The organism is Amycolatopsis sp. Poz14 (assembly GCF_006704225.1).
Classification (GTDB): domain Bacteria; phylum Actinomycetota; class Actinomycetes; order Mycobacteriales; family Pseudonocardiaceae; genus Amycolatopsis; species Amycolatopsis nivea.
The window spans coordinates 3510819-3529006 of the sequence record NZ_JACLHD010000001.1; the positions used below are offsets into that span (position 1 = coordinate 3510819).

Sequence of the window (18188 nt, forward strand, 5' to 3'; positions counted from 1 at the left end):
CTGAACCGAAAAACCGGCAGCTAGCGGGGGATCAGGCCTGCTTGGTCTTTTCCGCGGGCAGCTGGCCGACCGGGCATTCGGCCACGCCGATCGTGCTGCGCGTGATGGCCTCGACGTTTTCCTGCGCCTTCTGCGCGTCGGTGACCCACGTGCGGTAGAACTCGAACGGGCAGTCCGCGACGCCCTTGTCGCCGTCGCCGGCCGCGTGCACGCCTGAGTAACCGCGGTGCAGCAGTTTGAACAGGTGGTTCTGCGACTGGTCGTACTCGCGGGCGTCCCGGATCGCCGAAAGCGACAGCTGGGCGAACTGGATTCCGTATTCCTCCTCGCCGGTTTCGCCGAGCGTCCGGCCGTCGAAACCGATGATCGAGGAGTGGCCGAAATACGAGTACACGCCGTCGAATCCGGCCGCGTTGGCGACCGCGACGTAGCAGTTGTTGGCCCACGCCATGGCTTTCGCCATCAGCACCTGCTGGTCCTTCGCCGGGTACATGTAGCCCTGGCAGCGGACGATCAGCTCGGCGCCCTTCATCGCGCAATCCCGCCAGATTTCCGGGTAATTGCCGTCGTCGCAGATGATCAGCGAAATTTTGAGCCCCTTCGGGCCGTCCGTGACGTACGTCTGGTCGCCCGGGTACCAGCCCTCGATCGGGCACCACGGCAGGATTTTCCGGTACTTCTGCACGATCTCGCCGTGGTTGTCGATCAGCACCAAGGTGTTGTACGGCGGTTTGTTCGGGTGGTCCTCGTGCTGTTCGCCGGTGATCGAGAAAACGCCCCAGGTGTCGGCTTCGCGGCAGGCGGCGGAGAAGATCGCGGTCTCCTCGCCGGGGACGGTCGCCGCGGTGTCGTACATTTCCTGCTCGTCGTACATGATCCCCTGCGTCGAGTATTCGGGGAACACGACGAGATCCATTCCGGGCAGGCCGCTCTTCATGCCGACCACCATGTCGGCGATCTTGCGCGCGTTGTCGAGCACCTCGGCCTTCGAATGCAGCCGCGGCATCTTGTAGTTCACGACCGCGATGCCGACCGTGTCCGGGCTCGAGGAAATGTCACCGTGTCGCATGGGATTTCTCCTTCTGGTGGAGGGTCAGGCCGCGGCCGCGGCGCGGTCGGGGACGGAGCGGGACTGGCCGCGGAACCCGAGCACCGCGGCGAGGGCGACGAGCAGGATCGCGATTGCTGCCGCGATGAGAGCGGCGGTCGCGGTGGAGCGGTAGCCCCCGGTGAGCGCGAGGAACGCGGGCAGCGTGCAGGTCGGCTGGCTCAGCAGGACGGTCGTCCAGCCGGTGAACCGGGTCAGCTCCTCGCGGCCGAGCCCGAGCACGAGGAAGAACAGGCCCCACAGCAGGGCCCAGGACAGCCAGATGACGCCGAACACCGGATCGTCCTGCCGCCAGAACGCCAGGCCGGCGTACACGATCGCGGCGCCCGCGACGAACAGCGAGAACCAGCCGATGCCCTCGGGTTCGAGACCGGCGAGGTTCGCGATCCCGACGTACAGGTAGGTGAAGCCGAACAGGAACAGCCCGGACGCGCCGAGGATCGCTTCGGAATCCCCGTGCGCCTGGATGATCAGCACCGTCGGCGTCACGCACTGCAGCCCGCCCACGAACAGATTCAGCGCGGCGGCCGACCGCGCGGGCACGCGCCCGAGCAGCATCAGCCCGTTGACCAGCAGTACCGCCCCGACGTAGAGCAGGCCGACGTTGTTCATCGCACGCTCCTCAGTTGGTACCAGATGAAATACTGTCAAGTGAAAATAAATGGGCGGACGGCGGCCGTCAAGAGCGGAGCGGGACGGGTCAGAGCCGGGTGATCGGATCGAAGTCGCAGCCTTGCGCGGCGGCGAGGTGCACGTGCTGGGCGGCTTGCTGGCCGTGGAATTCGACGGTGCCGCGCGGTCCGTCGTAGGCGACGCCGTCGATCGCGGCGTTGAAGGCGTGCATGTCCGGAGTGCCTGCCCGGCGGGCGAGTTCGGCGAGCGTATGCAAGCCCTCGTAACAGGATTCGGCCGCGTTGTTGAGCGGCGGCGCGGCCGGGCCGTGCAGGTGGACGTAGCGGCCGAGCAGGTCCATCGCGTCCGCGGTGACGAGGGAGCGGAAGTACGCGGCGGACGCGAAGAGGTTCCGGGTCGCCTCGGCTCCGCTGGCCAGCAGCATGTTTTCTTCCATCAGCGGACTGAAGCGGAGCATCTGCTCGTGGAGGCCGCGCGCGGCGAACCGGCGGTTGAACCGGACCGCGTCCTGCCCGACGAACAGCATCAGAACGCCGTCGCACGCCGAGGTTTCGACGCGCCGGACGAGCCGGGCCATGTCGCCCGAGCCGAGTCCGACGAATGCTTCGCCGACGATCTGGAGATCGAGTTCCCTTGCATAGCGCCGGATCGCGTCCGCGGAACCGCGCGGCCACACGTAATCGTCGCCCGCCACGAACCAGGTGCGCGCGCCGCAGTTGTCGCGCAGCCACCGCAGCGCGGGCTGGATCTGCACGCGCGGGATTTCGCCGGAACAGTAGATGCCGGAACGACTTTCACCGCCTTCGTAGAGCGACGTGTACACGTACGGAACGCGGTCGGCGAGGACCGGCGCGAGGGCGTTGCGGACCGAGGAAATGTGCCAACCGGTGACCGCGTCGACCTCGCCCGCGTCGACCAGCCGGCGCACGGCCGAGGCGACCTGGGCCGGGGGAGCGCCGCCGTCGACGACTTCCAGCGCGACCTCGCGGCCGAGGATCCCGCCCGCGTCGTTGAGTTCCCGGACCGCGAGTTCGCTGATCGCCTCGCACGAGGGCCCGAAAAGGCCCGCCGGTCCCTGCAGCGGGACGACCAGCGCGACGCGCAACGCGCTCGCGCGGCTGGCGACTCCGAGTCCCATGCCGGCTCCGGGCTTCTTTGCCGGTTGACTTGCTTCCATTTGAAAGTCTTACAATGCGGAGGCATTTGCGCAAGGGCGGAACGAGGGCGGGCGAGATGAGGCAGGCACAGGCGGCCGAGGCGTCGCTGATCCGCGCGCTCACCCGCACCGCACGCGCAGTCACCCTGCGGATCGAGCCGCTGCTCAAGCAGGAGGGGCTGTCGCTCGACGGCTGGCTGGTGCTGGACGCGCTCGCCGCCGGCGACGGGCTCACGATGACCGAACTCGCCGGGCGCACGCTGGTCACCGGGCCGACGCTGACGCGGGTGGTGGACCGGCTGGTCACCACCGCGGCCGCGTACCGCGAGGTCGACGCGGAGGACCGGCGGCGGGTCCGGGTGTATCTCGCGCCGCGCGGACGCAGTGCGCATCAGCGGGCGACGGCCCGGCTGGCCGAGGTCGAACGCGACCTGGATCCGGACGGCGGCGTGCTGACGGCGATCGTGAGCGTTGAAACCGGTTAGAACCGGCTTTGCCACTCACGACGGTGCTGGGTAAGGACTTTGATCAGCTCGTCCTTGCGCTCGGCCACTTCGGCGTGGCTGCCCATGATCCCGACCGCGGCGACGGTCCGGCCGTCCTCCACCACGGCGACGGACACGCCGTCCGCCTCGGTCGAAGCGCTCGGCGCGGCGACCAGGCCTTCGGTGCGAATCCGGGTCAGGTCCTGCACGAAGCGTTCGACCAGTTCGGCATCCGCGGGCGGCAGTGCGCCGATCTGCGGCCACAGGTCCCGGTTTTCCATGGCCGCCAGCAAGATCCAGCCGGTGGACGTGCGGATCGGCGAGCGGCGCACGAAACCTTCGGCGAGATAGGCGTAGCGCGGGTCGTGCGAGGCGTAGTCGACGTAATAGAGGTCGCTGCCCACCATGATCGCCAGCACCGCGGTCATCCCGGTTTCCTCGTGCAGCGCTTCGAGGTCCTCGTGCGACACCGTGGTGACGGTGGGGCGGCCGACCAGTCGGACGAGCAGGAACGGGGCCGGGCCGAGGGAGTAGCGGCGGTCGTGCTCGTCGAGGTAGCCGGTGGCGACGAGGCCGTTGACCAGGCCCTGGATCGAGCTCATCGGCGCGTCGAGCTTGCGCGCGAACTCGGTGAGCGTGACCCCGTTCCGGGAGCGCGCGGCCCGCTCCAGGATGGTCGACACCCGGTCGATCATCCGGTGGTGCGGCCTCGGGCGGCCGTCCGGCGTGGGGTGCGTCGGCATCGGTGCTTTCTCTCCTCGGGTGATCGGGAACTCTACCCGGACCTGCGGGTTGCGTAAATACGTATTTCGATGCCAGTATGCGTAGCGAGGAGGTGCGCTCGTGAGCATGCCACTGGACGGTGTCGTCGTCGCGGATTTCAGCCGGGTGCTGGCCGGTCCGCTGGCGTGCGTGAACCTGGCCGACCTCGGGGCGACGGTGATCAAGGTCGAACGACCCGGCTCCGGGGACGACACGCGCGGCTGGGGACCGCCGTGGACCGCGCACTCCAGCTCGTACTTCGAATGCGCCAACCGGTCCAAGCAGTCCGTCGTGCTCGACCTCGGCGATCCGGACGACCTGGTGCTGGCGCGCGAACTCGCCCAGCGCGCCGACGTGCTCGTGGAGAACTTCCGGTCCGGCGCGCTGCAAAGGCGCGGGCTCGACTACGAATCCGTCCGCGTGGGTAATCCCGGCATCGTGTACTGCTCGGTTTCCGGCTTCGGCGGCGACGCGGACCTGCCCGGCTACGACTTCCTCGTGCAGGCCATGGGCGGTCTGATGAGCGTCACCGGCACCGACGAACCGGCGAAGGTCGGCGTCGCGCTGGTCGACGTGCTCGCCGCGAAGGACGCCACCATCGGCATTCTCGCCGCGTTGCGGGCCCGAGAGCAGTCCGGGCGGGGGCAGCGGGTCGAGGTGAATCTGCTGTCCAGTCTGCTCGGTTCGATGGCCAACCAGGCTTCCTCGTATCTCACGACCGGACGCGCGCCGCAGCGGATGGGCAACGCGCATCCGTCGATCGCGCCGTACGAAACGTTGCGCTGCAAGGACGACGTGCTCGCGTTGGCTTGTGGCAACGACGGGCAGTTCCGCCGCCTCGCCGAGGTGCTGGGCGCTCCGGAGCTGGCCGACGACGAGCGGTTCGCGACGAACGCCGAACGCGTGCGCCACCGTCCGGAGCTGCGCGCCGCGCTCGAACGGCAGCTCGGCACCGACACGGTGGCGGCGTGGGCCGCGCGGCTGACCGAGGTCGGCGTGCCCGCCGGTGCGGTCGGCGATCTCGCGGACGGGTTCAAGCTCGCGGAATCGCTCGGCCTCGCGCCCACCGTGCCGGTCGGCGACTCGCCGCCCCAGGTCCGTCACCCGATCGGCTATTCGGAGACGCCGGTCGCCCGCTACACCGCCCCGCCCCGGCTGGGGCAGCACAGCGACGAGATTCGCCGCTGGCTCGCAGAGGAGAAGAAATGAGCGCCACGAAGTCCCTGCCGCCGCTGGATCCGCGCGACCCCGCCGGGCTCGGCGACCTGTTCACCGAAGACGAGAAGGCGATCGCGGACGCGGTCCGCCGGGTCTGCGCCGACCGGATCGACCCGTACGTCGGCGACTGGTTCGAGCGCGGCGAACTGCCAGACGTCCGCGGTCTCGCCAAGGACCTCGGCTCGCTCGGGGTGCTGGGCATGCACCTGGAGGGCTACGGCTGCGCCGGGATGTCGGCGACCGAGTACGGCCTGGCCTGCCTGGAGCTGGAGGCGTCCGACTCGGGCATCCGCTCGCTGGTGTCGGTGCAGGGTTCGCTCGCGATGTTCGCGATCTGGAAGTGGGGTTCGGAGGAGCAGAAGCAGCAGTGGCTGCCGTCGATGGCGGCGGGCGAGGCGATCGGCTGCTTCGGGCTGACCGAACCGGACGCCGGCTCGGACCCGGCGAGCATGCGCACCCGCGCGCGGCGCGACGGCGACGACTGGATCCTCGACGGCCGGAAGATGTGGATTACCAACGGAAGCGTCGCCGACGTCGCCGTGGTGTGGGCGCAGACCGACAAGGGCGTGCGCGGCTTCGTGGTGCCCACGGACACTCCGGGCTTCTCGGCGCCGGAGATCAAGCACAAGCTGTCGCTGCGCGCTTCGATCACCAGCGAGCTTGTCCTCGACGGCGTGCGGCTGCCCGCGGATGCGGTGCTGCCGGAGGTCACCGGGCTGAAGGGGCCGTTGAGCTGCCTCAACGAAGCCCGCTTCGGCATCGTCTGGGGCTCGGTGGGCGCGGCGCGTTCCTGCTTGCAGGCGGCGATGTCCTACGCCGAGGAGCGCACGCAGTTCGGGAAGCCGATCTCCGCGTTCCAGCTGACGCAGCAGAAACTTGTCGACATGACGCTCGAGTACACGAAGGCGTTGCTGCTCGCGATCCACTTGGGACGGCGCAAGGACGCCGGGGTGCTGCGGCCGGAACAGGTGAGCCTCGGCAAGCTGAACAACGTCCGCGAGGCGATCGAGATCTGCCGCACCGCGCGCACGATCCTCGGCGCGAACGGGATTTCGCTGGAGTACCCGGTGATCCGGCACATGAACAACCTCGAATCGGTGCTCACCTACGAGGGCACCGTCGAGATGCACACGCTGGTGGTGGGTCAGGCGATCACCGGGCAGTCGGCTTTCCGCTGAGGGCTCCGCCGCGGCACGGCCATGGCCGCCAGTCCGGCGGCCGCGGCCAGCATCCCGAGCCCGGCGAGCGTCCAGCCGAGGAAGCCGAACGTCAGCACGAGCGGGACCAGTACGATCGGTCCGGTGATGCGCGCGAGCGCGGTGCTGGTGGCGAACAGCGCTTGGTACTGGCCCTGATGTCCTTCGGGGGCAAGGCTGAACGCGAGATGCCAGGCACCGGCGGAGGCGGTCGTTTCGGCGAGGGTGAGCAGGAGCGCGCCGACCAGGGCCAGGACTACCGGGTGTGCTGAAGCGCTGAGCGAGCCGAAGACGGAGCAGGCGGCGATCAGGAAGATCCCAGCCACGGCAAGGGATCGGCGTGCGGTGCGGGCGTCGCGGACCTGGCGGCTGATCGGCAGTTGGAGCAGGACGACGAGGACGGTGTTGGCCAGCAGCACCACCGCTGACGTCCATTGTGGAGCGGAACTGCGCGTGACTATCCACAGTGGAAGCGTCACGCTGAGGATCGGCATGGTCAGCTGCGTGATCGCGGCCAGCAGCGTCAGAGTGACGTAACGGCGGTCGCGCAAGGCTGGCCAGCCGGTCTGGCGTTCGGTGGGTGCGTCCGGTCCGGCGTGCAGGTACAGCGCGGTGGCGAAGACGAACAATCCGGCGTCGACGAGGAAAACGGTGACCGCGTTGGTGCCGGCGGCCAGGACGAGCGCGCCGACGCCGGAGCCCGCGCCGATGCCGATGTTGACGGCGGTGTGCAGCAGGGCGCGGGCCCGGACGCGGCCTTCGGGAGCCACCACCGTCGCGACGACGGCTTGGCGGCCCGCCGCGAGCGCGCTCTGCCCGCAGGCGAAGAGCGCGCACGCGGCGATGTACAGCGGAACAGTGTGCGCGACGGCGAACAGCAGCAGGCCCGCGACCGAGGCGACGGTCGCCGCGGCGAGTGCGCGGCGGGCACCGATCCGGTCCAGCAGCGTTCCGAACGGAACGGTGGTGGTCAGGCTCGTCGCCGCGCCGAGCGACAGCCCGAGCGCCACGATTCCGGCCGGCAGGCCGACCCTGGTGGTGAAGTGGACGGCGGACACGGCCAGTACCGCGCCGTCGCCCGCCGAGGTCAGGGCTTGGGCGGTGGCGAGCCGCCGGATCGCCGTGCGCGTGCTGGTCATGCCGGGCTGACCGACCAGCACCGGGTCGAGACGCCGACCGTGTTCCACATGTTGATGGCGGTGATGAGCGCGATCAGCGCGGCCGCGCCTTCCTCGCCGAATGCCGCGACGGCCTCGGAAACGGTCGACTCGGGCACGTGCGTTTCGGAGAGGCGCGTGACGTCCTCGGTGAGCGCGAACGCGGCCCGCTCGGCAGCGGTGAACAGGCCGGATTCCGCCCAGACCGCGAGAGCGTCGACCCGCTGAGCGGTGACGCCTTCCTTGCGCGCGGCCTGCGAGTGCATGTCGACGCAGTAGGCGCAGCCATTGATCTGGGACGCGCGGAGGCGGACCAACTCGCGCAGGCCCGGGTCGATCTCGGCGTGGTCGAGCTGCTGGGTCGCGGCGTCGTCCAAAGTGCTCATCGCACGGGAGAAAATCGGGGCCAGCGCGTCGAAATCGAGGCGCTGGGGGATCGGGATCGTCGTTGTCATGGACCTAGATTAGGTCTCGAATGGTCCGGGTTCCCGGCCAATCTGAAGCTAAGAACTCAGACCATTTGCCAGCGCGTCGGCGGCCAAGGCGAGGGCGCGCGTGGCTCGGGCGGACGACACCGCGCCGTAGCCGATGACGACTCCGGCGCGGTCCGGGTTGCCGCCGGGGGCGCGGTAGTCGGCGAGTCCTTCGAGGGCGACGCCGAACTGGCGGGCGGCGGCGAGCGCCCGTTCTTCGGCCGCGGCGTCCGGGAGTTCGACCAGGCATTGCAGACCCGCGGCGAGGCCGCCGGGCCGCAGGTCCGGAGTGCGTTCGGCGAGGAGCTGGGCGAACAGTTCGCGACGCGTCCGGAACGTGGCGCGGCGGCGGCGGACGGCACGGTCGTACTCGTGGGAATCGAGGAAACGGGCGAGGACCTGCTGGTGCAGACCGCTGGGCGTGACGCCGCTGAGGCTTCGCTGCCGGAGCAACTCGGGGAGGAGGTCGGGCGGGGTCACGGCCCAGGCGACGCCGACGGCCGGGGCGAGGGCTTTGCTCGACGTGCCCAGGTACACGACTCGATCCGGCGCGAGGGCTTGGAGTGCGCCGATGCTGCGGCGGTCGTAGCGGAATTCGCCGTCGTAGTCGTCTTCCAGGATCAGCGCGTCGCGCGCGTTCGCCCATTCGACGGCGGCCCGGCGGCGTTCCGGGGAGAGCGGGACGCCGGTCGGGAACTGGTGGGCCGGGGTGAGGAAGACCGCGTCGGCCTTCGTGCCGTCGAGGTCCGCGCCTTCCGCGTCCACGGGGATCGGGACGATGTCCAAACCGGACTCGGCGATGATGCGCCGGTGCCGTTCGTGCCCGTACTCCTCGACGGCGATCCGCTTGCCGCCGCGCGCGCGAATACTGCGGCAGGTCAACGAAAGCAGGTCGCCGAAGCCGCTGCCGATCACGATGTCCCCCGCGGTGACGCCGCGCGTGCGGGCCAGGTATCCGGCGAGGGTGTCGCGGAGTTCGGGCACTCCCTCGGGCGGTGCGTAGGCGAACGCGGAGACCGGCATTTCCGACAGCGCCCGCCGGGTTTGCGCGCTCCATTGGCTGCGCGGGAAGTCTCCGGCGTCGGCGAGGCCGCCGCGAAGTTCGTATTCGGGCGGCGATTGTTGTTGTGCGGCAGCTGGTTGCGCCTGCCGCGGGAACCCGGCGATCCACGTTCCTGCACCGACGCGGCTTTCCAGCCAGCCTTCGGCGGCGAGTCGCGAGTAGACCTCGGAGACGGTGCTGCGGGCGATGCCGAGATCGGTGGCGAGTGCGCGCGACGCGGGCAGCCGGGTGCCCACCGGGAGACGGCCGTCGACGACCGCGGCGCGCAACGCCGTTTCGAGCGCGTGCGCTGGGCGCGTGGTGGACACGGGCAGGTAGAGGTCGAGCCCGTCGGCCGCCGATGCGCGCTTCATGGCCGGACTTTAGCCGCTTCGTCAGCGGAGAGCCTGCGCGATCCGCCCGCGCCGGGCGTGGCCCGGCTCAAGCGACGAAGCGATCGGCACGCGGAAACGCCCGGCCAGGACTGCCCGGCCGGGCGTTTCCGTTATGCGCGCACGTGTTCAGCGGTGATCATCGCCGCGGACCGGGGTCGCTGAAGCTCGGCCGGCCGGTCTCGTTGTGTCCGGCGAACCGGCGCAGGTAGCCCGGCGCGGCGGGGTCGGTCAGCGAGATGTCGAACCAGCCGAACGCGGAGGCCGTTTCGCACGGTACCCGGCGGGTTTCGCCCGGGCCGAGCACGATCGTGCGGGCGGCACCGCGGCTGTAATCGTTGCGCAGCTTGAGTTTCCGGCGCTGCCGGCCCGGGTTCGTGACGGTCAGGGTCAGCAGCGGGGCACCATAATTGTTCGTGGACACCGAGACCTCGGGTTCGGTGGTGTCCGCGGTGGTGCCGGTGAACTGCGCGAGGTAACCGTTCGCGCCGGTCACGCGTAGGTCGTAGTTGCCGTGCTCGTCGGTGCCCGGTGCGCCGTCCCAGGTGTCGGTGAGGGTGTCATGCGCGGCGACCGTGTAGCGGCGGGGCGAGTCGCCGTGCGCGTAGACGTAGAAGTGCGCGCCCACGGTGCCGTCGTTGGTGAACCGCACCGAAACCGAGTGCCCGTCGCGCTTTCCGGCGAGCGCAGTGGTGAACCGGTACGGCAGCGCCCGTGCGGGACGGACGCCCGGCTCCTGCTTCGGCATCGCCTGCGGCAGCTTCACCGAGAACGGCTGGTTCTTGCTCGGCAGCGGGGCGGGCGTGGGTGTGACGACCGGTTTGGTCTGCGGGCGGGAGAAGTCGAACGCCGAGGTGAGGTCGCCGCAGACGGACCGGCGCCACGCGCTGATGTTCGGCTCCGCCACGCCGAACCGGGCTTCGAGGAAACGCAGCACCGACGTGTGGTCGAAGGTTTCGGAGCAGACCCAGCCGCCGCGGGACCACGGCGACACGACGAACATCGGCACCCGGGAACCGAGTCCGGCCGGGTGCTTGCCGGCCAGCCGGTGGCCGCTCGGGCCGGTTCCGGTGCTCGGGCGCAGCTTGTCGAAGTCGAGGAACTCGTCGGCGAGGCTGGCCGAGAGCGCCCGCGACACGAGGCCGTCCGTGCCCGGCTGGTTCAGCAGCGGGGGCATCGGCGGGACGACGTGGTCGAACAGGCCGTCGTTCTCGTCGTAGTTGACGAAGAAGACGGTCTTGCTCCACACCTCGGGGTTCGAGACCAGCGCGTCGAGGACGAGGTTCAGGTAGTACGCACCGTCGCTGGCGGATGCGGCGGCGTGCTCGCTGTACTTGTACGGCGGGACGATCCAGGTGACCTGCGGCAGCTTTCCGGCCTGCACGTCGGCGCGGAACTCCTTGAGCGTGTGCGTCGAAACGCCCTGCTCGACCAGCGGGCCGGACGCCCCCTCTTGCGGGTGGTACTGCGCGAAGAACTCGAGGGAGTTGTCCGTGTAGTTGTCCGTCGGCTCGCCCGGGATGCCGCTGCCGCCCTGGTAAAGCTTCCAGGTGACGCCGGCCTTCTGCAGCCGCTCGGGATAGGTGGTCCAGGTGTAGCCGTTGGTGTTCGCGCGCTCGTCCAGACCGGGACCGTTCGCCTTGGTGCCGAGCCGGTTCTGCGTGTCGATGGTGCCCGACCAGAGCATGATCCGGTTCGGCGCGGTGTCGGCGGGAACCGAGCAGTGGTAGGCGTCGCAGATGGTGAACGCCTCGGCCAGCGCGTAGTGGTAGGGCAGCTCGGAACGCTGCTGGTAGCACATGGTGAACACGTCCTGCTTCTCGTTCACCCAGCCGTCATAGCGTCCGCCGTTCCAGAGCGGCTCGCCGCTGCCCCAGCTGTGGTCGGTGCCGGCGATGTGCTCGCTGGTGCGCAGGGCGTCGAGCGGGAACGGCAGCACGTACTCGGCGTCGTCGGGAAGGCCGCGGCCGTTGTAGCGGGAGGTGCGCGTCTTCGCCGGCGGCTGGTAGAACACCGGCCGCCCGTTGGGCAGCAGGTGCGGCCGCGGGTCGCCGTAGCCGCGCACGCCGCGCATGGTGCCGAAGTAGTGGTCGAAGGACCGGTTCTCCTGCATGAGGACGACGACGTGCTCGACGTCCTCGATGGTCCCCGACCGGCGGGCCGGTTCGACCGCGAGCGCCTTCCCGATGGACCCGGGCAGCAGCCCTCCGGCCGCCGCCCCGGCGAGCGAAGCGCCCGCCATGCCGAGAAAGTTCCGGCGACTCGTACCCGCCATGTCGTGTTCCTCCATGCGCTCGCGGCGAGACAGCGGTCGCCCGGATTTACCGGCCGCCGCTCGCCCGGGGGAGATCATGAACGAGCCGAGTGTCCCGGATCTGGCGCGCGGGTGAATACTTCCGGTTCGCCGCGACCGCGCCGGATCCCGGCAATCCGGACGCCGCCCGCCCGTCACGTCGAGGGGCCGGTTGCCGGGCATTCCGGGCAAATGGCGAGTTAACCGCTCATAACGGCTCGGCTATTCGAGCTAACTTGCCCTGCGCGAACCATGTGCCTCGAACGCCGGTGGTTTCCTCTGGTGGGTCCGAAAACCGGGGGAACGGGGGATGCGGGGATGAGCGATCCGCTGTCCGGTGACGCCGGCGACGCGGCGGCGCGCGTGGACCGGATGGTGGCCGAGGCGAAGCAGAAAGCCCAGCGGTACCAAGCGATGCAGGCCGCGGTCGGGCAGGTCTCGGTGACCGAGACGGGCAAGGACGGTCTGGTCACGGTCACGGTCGACTCCGCGGGGAACGTGACCGATCTGCGGATCACCGATCAGGTGCGGGAATGCTCCGGGGCGCAGGTGGCCGCCGCGGTGCTGACGACTTTGCGGCGCGCGCAGGCGCGGTTGCCGGACCGGCTCGGCGAGGTCATGGCGGAGACGATCGGCGACGACCGGCAGACGATGGACACGATCGTCGGCAACTACCGGGCCAAGTTTCCCGAGCCGGAGCCGGAGGAACCGGACCCCGGCGAGGACTGCAACGTCCGGAATCTCGGCGGCATCGACGAGGAATCCGCGCCGAAGCCGCCTCCGGTGCGCAGGCCGCCCGGCGACTCCGACGACGGCGACGACGGCTTCGGCCAGTCCTTCATGACACGGGGATGATCCGATGGCAGGTGACGGTTCCGGCGGCTACGAGGTCCATCCGGACGATCTCGCCAAGCACGCGCAAGCGGTGGAGCAGGTCGGCAAAACACTCGGGCAGGCGTTGGCCGCGGCGGAGCAGGTGACGGTGGGGGTGCAGGCGTACGGCCTGATCACCGGGCCGTTGTTCGTGCCGATCGTGCTCGCGGTGAGCGCGCCCGGGCTGGCGACGCTGGCGTTGGCGCAGCAGGCGATGGGCCAGGTGGCGCAGACGGTGAACCAGGCCGTGACGACGTATCAGACCGCTGAGCAGAACCACACGCAGACCATCAACGGCCTCGGGAAGAAGCTCTCGTGAGCAACCCGTTGGTGGCGCAGCGGCAGGACTCGACCACCTGGCACAGCGGGATCAACGTCCTCGACGACGCCGCGGGCGTGTACGACGGGGTGCAGTCCGGTTCGTGGATCGAAGGCGGGATCGCCGCCCTCGGCACCGGCCTGGACATGCTGACCATGGCGATGAACCCGGTCGGCACGCTGATCTCCTACGGGCTGAACTGGCTGATCGAGCACGTCAAACCGTTGCAGGACGCGCTGAACCAGTTGGCGGGCGACGGCGACCAGATCTCCGCGTACTCGCAGACCTGGAAGAACGTCGGCCAGGCCACGCAGCAGGCGGCGAAGGACCTCGCCGCGACCGTGCAGAAGGACACCGCGAACTGGAAGGGCGCGGCGGCCGACGCGTACCGGGCCAATATCGGCAAGAAGATCGACCACATCAACGCCGCCGCGACGTGCGCGAACACGATCAGCACGGTGGTGGAGGTCGTCGGTGTGATCACCGCCGCGGTGCGCTGCCTGGTCCGCGACATGATCACCCAGGCGGTCGGCGACTTCATCCAGGACGCGCTGGAGGAGGTGTGCTCGCTCGGGCTCGGCACGCCGGTCGTGGTGGCGCAGGTCGTCGAGCAGGTGTCGGCGTGGCTGGAGAAGATCGGCGCGCTGATCAAGAAGCTGATCAACTCCGTCGAAAAGCTGCGGCCGCTGATGTCGAAGCTCGAAGAGATCTTCGCGTCGATCAAGAAGGTGCTGGCCGAACTCCACGGCGGACGGGGCGAAGCCGGCGACGCGACCCACGTGTCGTCGGCCGAGGATCCGCACACTTCCCCGCACGGCAAGGAACCCAGCGGCGACGGTACGCAGGCCGCGCATGCCGACGATCCCGCTGCCGCGCCGGACGGGCACACCTCGCCGAGCGAGGCGCGCACCGGGAATCCGGACGGCGAAGGCTCGGTGCACGAGAACGGCGAGCCGCGCAAGGACGGCCGCTCCAACGACGGGAAATGCGAGGGCGGCGACCCGATCGACCTGGCCACCGGCGACATGCTGATGGTGCAGACCGACGTCGAACTGCCCGGCGCGCTGCCGCTCGTGGTGACCAGGGCGCACCTGTCCTCCTACCGCGCCGGCCGGTTTTTCGGTCCGTCCTGGGCCTCGACGCTGGACGAGCGGCTCGAGGCGGACGGCACGCGGATCTGGTACGCCGCCCCGGACGGCGTCCTGCTGGCGTACCCGGTCCCGCCCCAGGACGGTTCGCCGGTGCTGCCGGAGGAAGGCGCGCGGTGGCCGCTCGCGCGCACGCCGGACGGCGGCTACGCGATCGACTGCCCGGAACTCCGCCGTACGCTGAGTTTCTCGCCCTCGCACCAAGCCGGCGCGATCACCGTGCTGCCGCTCGCGTCGATCGCCGATCGCAACGGCGACCGGATCGACGTCGACCGCGACGAGAACGGCGTCCCGACTCTGCTGCGGCATTCGGGCGGGTACCGGATCGCGGTGGACAGCGGCAACGGGCTGGTGACCGGGCTTCGCCTGCTCGGCCCGGACGCCGGGGCCGGGATCGACCTGGTGCGCTACCGCTACGACGACGCGGGCCGGCTGGCCGAGATCCTCAACTCCTCGGGTCTGCCGGTCCGGTTCGAGTACGACAGCCACGGGCGCGTGGTCAAGTGGACCGACCGCAACGACCGTTGGTATGCCTACGTTTTCGACGAACTCGGCCGCTGCGTCCGCACCGACGGCACCGGCGGGGCGCTGGCCTGTTCCATCGGCTACGACTCGTCGGCCCGGACGACGACCTACACCGATTCGCTGGGACAGGTCACGACCTACCACTTCAACGACGCGTGGCAGCTCGTCCGCGCGGTCGATCCCTTGGGACACACGGTCGTCACCGAACGGGACCGGTACGACCGGCTGCTGTCGCGCACCGATCCGCTCGGGCAGACGACGCGCTTCCGCTATGACGAGGACGGCAGGCTGATCGCCGTCACCGACCCGGACGGCCGGACCACGACCGCCGAGTACGACAGCGACGGCCAGCCGGTCGTGCTGACCGGGCCGGACGGGACGGTGTGGCGCAACGAGTACGACGAACGCGGCAATCTCGCCGCCGTCACCGATCCCGCGGGAGCGGTGACCCGGTACCACCTCGACAGCCGCGGGCATCCGGCCGGTCTGACCGACGCGCTCGGCCAGACCCGGCGCGTCGAATCCGACGCGGCGGGCCAACCGGTCGCCGTCACGGATTTTCTCGGCGCGACCACCCGCTACACCCGGGACGTCTTCGGCCGGATCAGCACGGTCACCGATCCGCTCGGCGGGATCACCCGGTTCTCCTGGACGGTCGAGGGCAAGCTGCTGTCGTGCACGCAGCCGGACGGGACCACCGAACACTGGCGGTACGACGGCGAGGGCAACGAGATCGCTTACGTCGACGCGCTCGGCCAGACCATCCGCACCGAGTACACCTTTTTCGACTCGCCGTCCGCGAAGATCGACGTCGACGGGTCCCGGCTGGAATTCGCGTACGACACCGAACTGCGCCTCCTGTCGGTTACCGGTGCCCGCGGCCGGGTGTGGCGGTACGACTACGACGCGGCGGGCAACCTGGTTTCGGAAACCGACTTCGGCGGGCGGACGTCGTCCTATGCCTACGACCCGGCCCGCCAGCTGATCGCGCGGACGAACGGAGCGGGCGAAGTCATGACGTTCCGCCACGACGCGCGGGGGAACGTCATCGAGAAGAGCGTCGGCGGCCGGGTCACGACGTACGAGTTCGACGCGGCCGATCAGCTGGTCCGGGCGGCCGGGCCGGATGCCGAACTGGTCCTCGAGCGGGACGCGCTCGGCCGGGTGCTCAGGGAAAGCTGCAACGGCCGGGCCGTCGAATCGGGGTACGACCTGCTAGGCAGGCGGATCCTGCGTGTGACCCCGGCCGGGGTGCGGACCGGCTGCGAGTACAACGGGAACGACCAGCCGGTGGTGGTCCGCACCGACGGCCACACGGTTCGGCTCAGCTACGACGCGGCCGGTCGCGAGGTCCGCCGTCAGCTCGGCGGCGGCGCGATGGTGAACCAGAGCTGGGACGCGAACCACCGCCTCGTCGGGCAGCAGGTCACCGACGCCTCCGCCCGGTCGCGTCAGCGGCGCGCCTACCACTACCGCGCGGACAGCGTCGTCACCAGTATTCAGGACCAGCTCGCTGGCGCCCGGCAGTACGACCTGGACCGCTGGGGACGCGTCACCGCGGTGCACGGGGCCGGATGGACGGAACGCTACGCCTACAACGAATTCGGCGATGTCAGCAGCGCCGAGTGGCCGGATCAGGATCCTGCCCCGCAGGGCGGTCGGGAATACGCGGGCGTCGTCCTTCGCCGCGGCGGCGCCGTGCATTACCGGCACGACGCGCAGGGCCGGATCGTCGAACGTTCCAGCCGCACGCTGTCCGGGCAGCGGCGGGTCTGGAGCTACACCTGGGACTCCGACGACCGGCTGACCGGCGTGACGACCCCGGACGGGACCAGGTGGCGCTACCGGCACGACCCGCTCGGGCGGCGGATCGCCAAGGAGCGGCTCGGCCCGGACGGCGTGAGCGTGGCCGAAGAAACCGTTTTCGCCTGGGACGGCGTGCATCTCGTCGAACAGAGCACTCGTGCCGTCGACCGTCCGGACGTGACGACCACGACCTGGGACCGCGACGGGGTGCGTCCGGTGAGCCAGGTCGAACGCCGGACGGCGGCGGACGCTCCGCAACATGTGGTGGACGAACGGTTTTTCGCGATCGTCACCGACGTGCTCGGCACTCCCACCGAACTGGTCGACGAGAGCGGCGCCGTCGCGTGGCATGCGCGGCGCACCGTGTGGGGCGTCACCAGCCGGGCCCCGGACTCGACCGCCGACACGCCGCTGCGGTTCCCCGGACAGTACTTCGATCCCGAAACCGGCTGGCACTACAACTACTTCCGGCATTACGACCCGGCCACCGCGGAGTACGCCAGCGCCGACCCGCTCGGCCTCGCCGGCGGTCCGAACCAGCGTTCGTACGCGATCAACCCGATGGCGTGGCTGGACTATCTCGGATTGCTGACGTGCAAGCAGAACGCCGCGATCCTGCGCAACAACATGGCGGCCGAGGGGCGCGCTCCGGCACCGGGGGAGGCGGCGGCGCACATCGTGCCGTCGGGCGGGACCAAGAACCAGTGGGCGTGGGGCGCGAAGAGCCGGGATCTGCTGGACGCGCACAAGGTCGACATCAACGACCCGGCGAACGGCATTCCGCTGGGGCATCCGACGCCGCACAATTACACCCACCGCGGCGGATTTCACGAGAAGGTCTACAACCGGCTGCAGGGCGTCGTCGCACAGGGCCAGGCGCGCGGTCTCAGCCAGACCGCGATCGGCGGGCTGCTGCGGAACGAGTTGCGCGGCATCGGGAAATCGGTGCTGGGCGAGCTTTCCAGCGGCGCGCCGGGGCCTGGGGCATACTGGACCGCGTGATGGCCGACATCCCACGTGGCCGGGCGGTGTGCCGCCTGCTGCCGAGCGTGAGCGAAGCCCGCGGGGAGTATCGCGCGCTGACCATCGGGGGCGAACTGACGAAGGTCGTCCGCTGGATGCTGTCGGGCTCGCCGGACGACTATCCGCGCGGGATCCACGCGGAGTGGGTCGGCGACCCGGGCTGGCGGCCGGTCGAGTTCTCGCCGGGCGCGGACGAGGCCCCGATCGTCGGCCGCCGCGTCGCCGACGAGTTCCGGGCCGATTTCGAGGCTTCCGGAAGCTTGCTGCCGCTCATTGTCGACGGCAAGGAGAGCGACGAGTGGTTCCTTTTTCTCGTCGAGCAGGTCGTCGACTGCCTGGATCTCGGCGAGTCGTCCGAGCCGGAATGGGACGGGGTGATCCGGAAATCGGTGTTCCGCCCCGACGCGGTGCCCTCCGGCCTCCCGGTTTTCCGGGTTCCGCAGTCGACCAAGCTCTACTGGAACGAATGGGCGGCCGACCGCCTGCGGACCCTGGCGGCTCCCGACGTGGAAAGCCGCCTCATCTGGTCGGCGGACCCCACCAGAACCCCGCACCCCGACCCCTGGAGCTTCTGACCGG

15 protein-coding genes are annotated in these 18188 nt (G+C 69.9%); 7 read left to right on the top strand and 8 right to left on the bottom strand.

Translation table 11 applies throughout. From position 1 onward, the window contains the following. Positions 1-31: 31 nt before the first annotated feature. The 3 genes from FKO37_RS16895 to FKO37_RS16905 form a co-directional block, all read right to left on the bottom strand. Entirely contained in the window at positions 32-1069 is a 1038-nt protein-coding gene (locus FKO37_RS16895; protein WP_037814141.1) for an aliphatic amidase, read from the bottom strand. Positions 1070-1093: 24 nt separating this feature from the next. Beyond that, positions 1094-1720: an AmiS/UreI family transporter gene (locus tag FKO37_RS16900; RefSeq protein WP_134663164.1), complete on the bottom strand. Its 627-nt coding sequence runs from the start codon at positions 1718-1720 to the stop codon at positions 1094-1096. Positions 1721-1808: 88 nt separating this feature from the next. Next, a complete protein-coding gene (locus tag FKO37_RS16905) occupies positions 1809-2879 on the bottom strand; it encodes a substrate-binding domain-containing protein (protein ID WP_037814138.1) in 1071 nt (356 codons plus the stop codon). A 95-nt stretch (positions 2880-2974) separates the two neighbouring features. Between FKO37_RS16905 and FKO37_RS16910 the strand changes: the two genes are divergently transcribed. Continuing rightward, positions 2975-3382 carry a MarR family winged helix-turn-helix transcriptional regulator gene (locus FKO37_RS16910; RefSeq protein ID WP_238604983.1) on the top strand — a complete coding sequence of 136 codons (408 nt, stop codon included), beginning with the start codon at positions 2975-2977 and terminating at the stop codon, positions 3380-3382. Here the strand turns inward: FKO37_RS16910 and FKO37_RS16915 are convergent. Next, positions 3379-4125, bottom strand: a complete 747-nt coding sequence (locus FKO37_RS16915) for an IclR family transcriptional regulator (RefSeq protein ID WP_238604984.1) — start codon at positions 4123-4125, stop codon at positions 3379-3381. The two genes, FKO37_RS16910 and FKO37_RS16915, sit on opposite strands and share 4 nt — an antisense overlap. A gap of 106 nt (positions 4126-4231) precedes the next feature. Here FKO37_RS16915 and FKO37_RS16920 point away from each other — a divergent pair, with 106 nt between their 5' ends. Then, positions 4232-5353, top strand: a complete 1122-nt coding sequence (locus FKO37_RS16920) for a CaiB/BaiF CoA-transferase family protein (RefSeq protein ID WP_134663192.1) — start codon at positions 4232-4234, stop codon at positions 5351-5353. After that, positions 5350-6540: an acyl-CoA dehydrogenase family protein gene (locus FKO37_RS16925; protein ID WP_037814134.1), complete on the top strand. Its 1191-nt coding sequence runs from the start codon at positions 5350-5352 to the stop codon at positions 6538-6540. Before FKO37_RS16920 ends, FKO37_RS16925 begins: the two co-directional genes overlap by 4 nt. Here the strand turns inward: FKO37_RS16925 and FKO37_RS16930 are convergent. The 4 genes from FKO37_RS16930 to FKO37_RS16945 all read right to left on the bottom strand — a co-directional run bounded on the left by FKO37_RS16930 (position 6507) and on the right by FKO37_RS16945 (position 11897). Next, positions 6507-7697, bottom strand: coding sequence for an MFS transporter (locus FKO37_RS16930; protein WP_134663162.1), 1191 nt, complete (start codon positions 7695-7697; stop codon positions 6507-6509). The two genes, FKO37_RS16925 and FKO37_RS16930, sit on opposite strands and share 34 nt — an antisense overlap. Next, a complete protein-coding gene (locus FKO37_RS16935; RefSeq protein ID WP_134663161.1) occupies positions 7694-8170 on the bottom strand; it encodes a carboxymuconolactone decarboxylase family protein in 477 nt (158 codons plus the stop codon). The genes FKO37_RS16930 and FKO37_RS16935 overlap by 4 nt, the downstream gene beginning before the upstream one ends. Positions 8171-8218: 48 nt before the next feature. Beyond that, on the bottom strand, positions 8219-9604 hold the full coding sequence (locus FKO37_RS16940; protein WP_238604985.1) for a PLP-dependent aminotransferase family protein: 1386 nt from the start codon (positions 9602-9604) through the stop codon (positions 8219-8221). Positions 9605-9761: 157 nt separating this feature from the next. After that, positions 9762-11897 carry a phosphocholine-specific phospholipase C gene (locus FKO37_RS16945; protein WP_238604986.1) on the bottom strand — a complete coding sequence of 712 codons (2136 nt, stop codon included), beginning with the start codon at positions 11895-11897 and terminating at the stop codon, positions 9762-9764. 336 nt (positions 11898-12233) lie between these two features. On the opposite strand from FKO37_RS16945, the gene FKO37_RS16950 reads away from it, so the two are divergent. The 4 genes from FKO37_RS16950 to FKO37_RS16965 are packed head-to-tail and all read left to right on the top strand — an operon-like array spanning position 12234 to position 18184. Then, the gene (locus FKO37_RS16950) at positions 12234-12770 is read left to right on the top strand and encodes a YbaB/EbfC family nucleoid-associated protein (protein WP_238604987.1); all 537 of its coding nucleotides are present in this window, start codon (positions 12234-12236) and stop codon (positions 12768-12770) included. Between the two features lie 4 nt (positions 12771-12774). Then, complete coding sequence (locus tag FKO37_RS16955) at positions 12775-13107, top strand: type VII secretion target (protein WP_134729508.1); 333 nt, start codon at positions 12775-12777, stop codon at positions 13105-13107. Further along, positions 13104-17588 (top strand): DUF6531 domain-containing protein, encoded by a 4485-nt coding sequence (locus tag FKO37_RS16960; protein ID WP_238604988.1) that lies wholly within the window; start codon positions 13104-13106, stop codon positions 17586-17588. The genes FKO37_RS16955 and FKO37_RS16960 overlap by 4 nt, the downstream gene beginning before the upstream one ends. After that, positions 17585-18184 (top strand): hypothetical protein, encoded by a 600-nt coding sequence (locus tag FKO37_RS16965; protein ID WP_238604989.1) that lies wholly within the window; start codon positions 17585-17587, stop codon positions 18182-18184. The genes FKO37_RS16960 and FKO37_RS16965 overlap by 4 nt, the downstream gene beginning before the upstream one ends. The last annotated feature ends 4 nt before the right edge of the window (positions 18185-18188 follow it).

What these genes read in the sequence shown, in the direction of transcription:
- FKO37_RS16895 (WP_037814141.1), bottom strand. Translation starts at nt 1,069, where the DNA reads ATGCGACACGGTGACATTTCCTCGAGCCCGGACACGGTCGGCATCGCG.
- FKO37_RS16900 (WP_134663164.1), bottom strand. Translation starts at nt 1,720, where the DNA reads ATGAACAACGTCGGCCTGCTCTACGTCGGGGCGGTACTGCTGGTCAAC.
- FKO37_RS16905 (WP_037814138.1), bottom strand. Translation starts at nt 2,879, where the DNA reads ATGGGACTCGGAGTCGCCAGCCGCGCGAGCGCGTTGCGCGTCGCGCTG.
- FKO37_RS16910 (WP_238604983.1), top strand. Translation starts at nt 2,975, where the DNA reads ATGAGGCAGGCACAGGCGGCCGAGGCGTCGCTGATCCGCGCGCTCACC.
- FKO37_RS16915 (WP_238604984.1), bottom strand. Translation starts at nt 4,125, where the DNA reads ATGCCGACGCACCCCACGCCGGACGGCCGCCCGAGGCCGCACCACCGG.
- FKO37_RS16920 (WP_134663192.1), top strand. Translation starts at nt 4,232, where the DNA reads ATGCCACTGGACGGTGTCGTCGTCGCGGATTTCAGCCGGGTGCTGGCC.
- FKO37_RS16925 (WP_037814134.1), top strand. Translation starts at nt 5,350, where the DNA reads ATGAGCGCCACGAAGTCCCTGCCGCCGCTGGATCCGCGCGACCCCGCC.
- FKO37_RS16930 (WP_134663162.1), bottom strand. Translation starts at nt 7,697, where the DNA reads ATGACCAGCACGCGCACGGCGATCCGGCGGCTCGCCACCGCCCAAGCC.
- FKO37_RS16935 (WP_134663161.1), bottom strand. Translation starts at nt 8,170, where the DNA reads ATGACAACGACGATCCCGATCCCCCAGCGCCTCGATTTCGACGCGCTG.
- FKO37_RS16940 (WP_238604985.1), bottom strand. Translation starts at nt 9,604, where the DNA reads ATGAAGCGCGCATCGGCGGCCGACGGGCTCGACCTCTACCTGCCCGTG.
- FKO37_RS16945 (WP_238604986.1), bottom strand. Translation starts at nt 11,897, where the DNA reads ATGGCGGGTACGAGTCGCCGGAACTTTCTCGGCATGGCGGGCGCTTCG.
- FKO37_RS16950 (WP_238604987.1), top strand. Translation starts at nt 12,234, where the DNA reads ATGAGCGATCCGCTGTCCGGTGACGCCGGCGACGCGGCGGCGCGCGTG.
- FKO37_RS16955 (WP_134729508.1), top strand. Translation starts at nt 12,775, where the DNA reads ATGGCAGGTGACGGTTCCGGCGGCTACGAGGTCCATCCGGACGATCTC.